This is a genomic window from Flaviaestuariibacter flavus, from assembly GCF_004337505.1.
GTDB classification, from domain to species: Bacteria; Bacteroidota; Bacteroidia; order Chitinophagales; family Chitinophagaceae; genus Flavisolibacter; species Flavisolibacter flavus.
Genome location: NZ_SJZI01000022.1, coordinates 1 through 3,029 on the forward strand (window position 1 = coordinate 1; position 3,029 = coordinate 3,029).

At 58.5% G+C, this 3,029-nt stretch carries 2 protein-coding genes and 1 pseudogene; all 3 read right to left on the reverse strand.

The window, feature by feature from the left end:
- Nucleotides 1–578 (reverse strand): annotated as a pseudogene (locus EPD60_RS07810) (porphobilinogen synthase); the annotation flags it as partial.
- Between the two features lie 169 nt (nt 579–747).
- Nucleotides 748–1,767, reverse strand: a complete 1,020-nt coding sequence (hemF, locus tag EPD60_RS07815) for an oxygen-dependent coproporphyrinogen oxidase (RefSeq protein ID WP_131448554.1) — start codon at nt 1,765–1,767, stop codon at nt 748–750.
- 100 nt (nt 1,768–1,867) lie between these two features.
- Nucleotides 1,868–2,911, reverse strand: coding sequence for a uroporphyrinogen decarboxylase (hemE, locus tag EPD60_RS07820; RefSeq protein ID WP_131448556.1), 1,044 nt, complete (start codon nt 2,909–2,911; stop codon nt 1,868–1,870).
- Nucleotides 2,912–3,029: the final 118 nt, after the last annotated feature.

A 3,029-nucleotide genomic window follows, 5' to 3' on the forward strand; every position in this document is an offset into this window, starting at 1 on the left:
TAAGCCATGATGCCGGTCTTCGAATAGCCGTTGTGCTCGAGGCCCTCGCGGATGGCGCCGATGCGGCCGTCCATCATATCGGAAGGAGCTACCATATCGGCGCCGGCTTCGGCATGCGAGATGCTCATCTGCACGAGTGCTTCCACCGTCGGGTCGTTCACGATCTCACCGTTCTCCACGATGCCGTCGTGACCGAAAGACGAATAGGGATCAAGGGCAACGTCGGTCATTACGTACATCTCCGGCACGGCCTGCTTGATGGCGCGGATGCTGCGCTGCATGAGGCCTTCGGGATTCCAGGCTTCAGCACCGGTATTGTCCTTGAGCTCGTCCTTGCATTTGATGAACAGCAGCACGCTGCGGATTCCGAGCTTCCAGAGCTCTTCCACCTCGCGCACGGTGCCGTCGAGCGAGCGGCGGTAATAGTTGGGCATGGATGCGATCTCGGTCACCACGCCTTCGCCTTCATCGATAAAGAGCGGGGCGATCAGATCGGAGGGACGGAGCCGCGTTTCGGCCACCATCGCGCGGATGGCGGGTGTGGCGCGGAGGATTCGGGGACGACGCTGTAGATACATAAAGATGTTATGATGTATGATGGCTGATGGCTGATTTGTTTGTCGATTCATCGATCTCCCGATCGAAATCAAGGTCGCCGCAAAGGTATTCACATGCCATTAGATGCCGTTTTTACCGGGCGCTCCCGGATGTTAAAATAAATCAGACATCGGAGATCGAAAGATTTCTTCAGCAGCTGTTGCTGCGCCGCGCCCACTCGGCTTTATCTTCTTCCGTGGGTGCAAGCCATTCTCTCGGATGCAGGCAAGCCTGGAGCAGCTCGTCTTCTTTTGAGCCGGGCGCGGGCTGGTAGTTGTATTCGAAGCGCACCGTGGGCGGGAGGCTCATGAGAATACTCTCGATGCGGCCATTGGTCTTAAGGCCGAAGATGGTGCCGCGGTCGTGCACGAGGTTGAACTCCACGTAGCGCCCCCGCCGGATCTCCTGCCAGTGCTTTTGCTCCTGCGTGAAAGGATCGTTCTTGTGCTTTTCCACGATGGGAACATAAGCCGGCAGGAAGGCGTCGCCGCAGGCCTGCCCGAAACGGATCCAGAAATCCAGGTCATGGTTTGCATCGGGACGCTGGTGATCGTAGAAGATGCCGCCGATGCCGCGGCGCTCGTTGCCGCGGTGCGTGTTCACGAAGTAATCGTCGCACACCTTTTTGAAGGTGGGATAAAAGGCCGGGTCAAAGCGGTCGCACACCTCTTTGTAGGTGCCGTGAAAATGCCGGGCGTCCTCGTCGAACAAATAGTAAGGAGTGAGGTCGGTGCCGCCGCCAAACCAGCGGTCGGTTACGGCCCCCCTGCCCCCCGAAGGGGGGGACTGAGAACTTCCATCTTTACTATAGAGCTCGAACATTCTGTAGTTGCAGTGTACCGTCGGAACCATCGGGTTGAATGGGTGCAGTACCAGGCTAAGACCACAGGCAAACCACAGATCGCCTTCAATCTTCAGCTGCTTGCGCATGATGTCGCTCACCTCGCCGAAGACGACGGAAGTATTTACACCGCCCTTTTCAAACACGCCGCCGTTGGCAATGACGCGGGTTCTGCCGCCGCCGCCTTCCGGACGCTCCCAGCGGTCTTCGAAGAATTTCTCTTTTCCGTCAACAGCCTCGAGGCCAGCGCAGATGCTGTCCTGGAGGTCGTGGATATAATGAATCCAGCGCGCTCTCGCTTCAGATTCCGGAAGTTGGCTGATGTCCATAGCGTTTTTCTTTTTGGAACTTCACTACCGCGCAGGAGTTTGCTTCGCTGCGCTCGCAATGACGAAGAGGGCCGCCGTCGGCAGCCCACTTCGATATTCGTTATCCGATATTCGTTATCCGATATTCCTTCACAGCTTCCACAAAGGCCTTTGCATGATCCACCGGCACATTCGGCGTGATGCCGTGTCCGAGGTTGGCGATATAGCGCTGCGTGCCGAAGCCGTCGATCATTTCCTTTACCCAGGTTTTGATCTGCGGGATGGGTGCCAGCAGCTTTGCCGGGTCGAAGTTGCCCTGGATAGTGATGCGGTCGCCGGTCAGCTCGCGGGCCTTCTTCGGTGATACGGTCCAGTCGATACCGATACCCGCGGCACCCGAGTGGCTCAGGTCTTCGATGGCATACCAGGTGCCTTTGGGGAAGAGGATCACGGGTGCTTCGTCTTTTACGGCATTCGATATCTGCAGCAGGTAGGGCTGGGCGAAGGTTTTGAAATCCTCGGGGCTCAGCGCGCCGGCCCAGGAGTCGAACACCTGCACGGTGTCGGCGCCGGCCTTCACCTGTGCCTTCAGGTAGTCGATGGTGATATCGGTGATCTTCTGGAGCAGGGCATGCGCCAGCTGCGGCTGGGTGTAGGCAAACTGCTTGGCCTTGTCCCAGGTTTTGGAGCCCTTGCCTTCCACCATGTAGCAGAGGATGGTCCAGGGCGCGCCGGCGAAACCGATAAGCGGCGTGCGGCCGTTCAGTTCTTTTTTCGTGAGCGTGAGCGCGTCGAGTACGTACTTCAGGCTTTCTTCTGCGCCTTCGGTGATGAGCGCGTCTATGTCGGCCTGCGTCTGGATGGTCTTCGGCAGCGAGGGGCCTTTGCCTTCTTCCATCAGCACTTCCACGCCCATGGCCTGCGGGATCACGAGGATGTCGGAGAAGATGATGGCCGCGTCCACACCCACCTGGTCGATGGGCTGCAGGGTGATCTCGGTGGCGAGCTCGGGCGTCTGCACGCGGGTAAAGAAATCGTATTTGGCCTTCAGCTTCAGGTAGTCGGGCAGGTAGCGGCCGGCCTGGCGCATCATCCATACCGGCGGGCGTTCTACGGATTCGCCGCGGAGGGCGCGCAGGAGGAGGTCGTTCTTCAGTTCGCTCATAAATTATTCTTCGTTATAAAGGTCTCAAAAAACTCCATCGCTTCGCGCAGCAGGTCTTCTTTGCCCGGCTGCCGGGCGATCACCACCGTACCGCTGAAATGGCGGCGGATGGCGTCGG

Coding starts and splice junctions, on each gene's coding strand:
- hemF (WP_131448554.1), bottom strand. CDS start 1,767: ATGGACATCAGCCAACTTCCGGAATCTGAAGCGAGAGCGCGCTGGATT.
- hemE (WP_131448556.1), bottom strand. CDS start 2,911: ATGAGCGAACTGAAGAACGACCTCCTCCTGCGCGCCCTCCGCGGCGAA.